General features: G+C 38.8%; 2 protein-coding genes. One reads left to right on the forward strand and one right to left on the reverse strand.

The features are described from left to right. On the forward strand, positions 1-624 hold a 624-nt coding region (locus SE27_RS12930; protein ID WP_039624284.1), incomplete at its 5' end, for an IS982 family transposase. A gap of 102 nt (positions 625-726) precedes the next feature. On the opposite strand, the gene SE27_RS12935 is transcribed toward SE27_RS12930, so the two are convergent. Beyond that, the coding region (locus tag SE27_RS12935; protein ID WP_455550014.1) for an IS5-like element IS17 family transposase at positions 727-1,488 on the reverse strand (762 nt) is incomplete at its 5' end.

Here is a 1,488-nt window from a genome sequence, read left to right on the forward strand (position 1 = left end):
TACAATCGTTTTATTGAAATTATGCCGCGTTGTTTACAAGCTTTGAGTAGTTTCTTCCATCAAGTTAAAGGAGAAGATACCGGAATTTGTATCATTGATTCGACTAAATTGGTCATTTGCCATAATCTTAGAATTAAAAGAAATCGTGTATTTAAAGGCTTGGCCGGTCGCGGTAAAAGTAGTACAGGTTGGTTTTATGGATTTAAAGTCCATATCGTTATCAACAACTTGGGTGAAATTATTAATCTCAAGATTACATCAGGAAGTGTGCATGATGTTGCTGTACTTGAATCTTTAACCAAAGAGTTAAAAGGTATTTTACTAGGCGATAAAGGCTATCTGAGTAAAGCAAAAACTGAAGCTTTAGCAGCAAGAGGGCTCAGAATATTAACCCCCTCACGCAAGAATATGAAAAATAAACCCATCCAAACTGAAGAAGAAAAACAATTGCTTTGCAGAAGAGGATTGATCGAAACAGTGAATGATCAGTTAAAAAACTTGCATCAAATTGACCATTCACGTCATCGTTCGGTGAATAACTTTATGGTGAATATTATGGCTGCGATAGTGGCTTATTGCTTAAATCCAAATAAGCCAACTTTCCAAAACTTGCTAAAAAGCTAAAATATTTCGTCGAACTCAGGTTAAGTACTATTTAGATTCTGGTTCTAAAGGGCTTTGTTGCACAAAGATTTGAAATGCAAAGCGCCCCTAATTGAGCCAAATTTAAGGCGTAACTTGGGTAAGTGGTCGACCTAATTCCGTAAATCTGTTGAGGACTGCTACACGTGCATGAATTTCATTCACCTGACTAGGAAAGCTTCTTGCCATTAATTTATCGCCTAATAATTTGATGCAATGCATCTTGGTTTCCACCAAACTGCGGCGATGATAGCCTGACCATTTTTTCCATAATGTCCTGCCTAAACGTTTAACTGTTCGAAGTAATTCATTTCGCTCTAGCGAGCTACTCTTTGTATCTTTCCATGGTTTCGCATTTTTTCTAGGTGGAATCACCGCATGTGCTTGCCGATCTGCAATGACCTGACGGCATTGCTTGGTGTCATAAGCTCCATCGGTATAAACAGAGTCAATCTGCTCATCTTGTGGAATCTGATTAAGTAAATCACCAAGCACCTGTGAATCACTGACATTATTGGTTGTGAGCTGAATAGCGCGTATTTGTAGGGTTTTGGCATCTATACCAATATGTAGTTTACGCCATTGGCGACGATATTCAGCTCCATGTTTCTTGCGTTTCCATTCGCCCTCACCTAGAAACTTCATGCCTGTAGAGTCTACGAGTAGATGCAGCCCATCGCTACTTTTTTGGTAGCTGATTGCAATATCAATATGCTTTTGTCTTCTACAAAGCGTACTGTAATCTGGTGCGGTCCAATTTAATCCGCAAAGTTTAATCAGACTTTGCACAAAGCCAGTGACCATACCTAAAGATAGACGGAATAAGGATTTAATCATTAAGCAGCA

This window comes from Acinetobacter harbinensis (genome assembly GCF_000816495.1).
Classification (GTDB): domain Bacteria; phylum Pseudomonadota; class Gammaproteobacteria; order Pseudomonadales; family Moraxellaceae; genus Acinetobacter; species Acinetobacter harbinensis.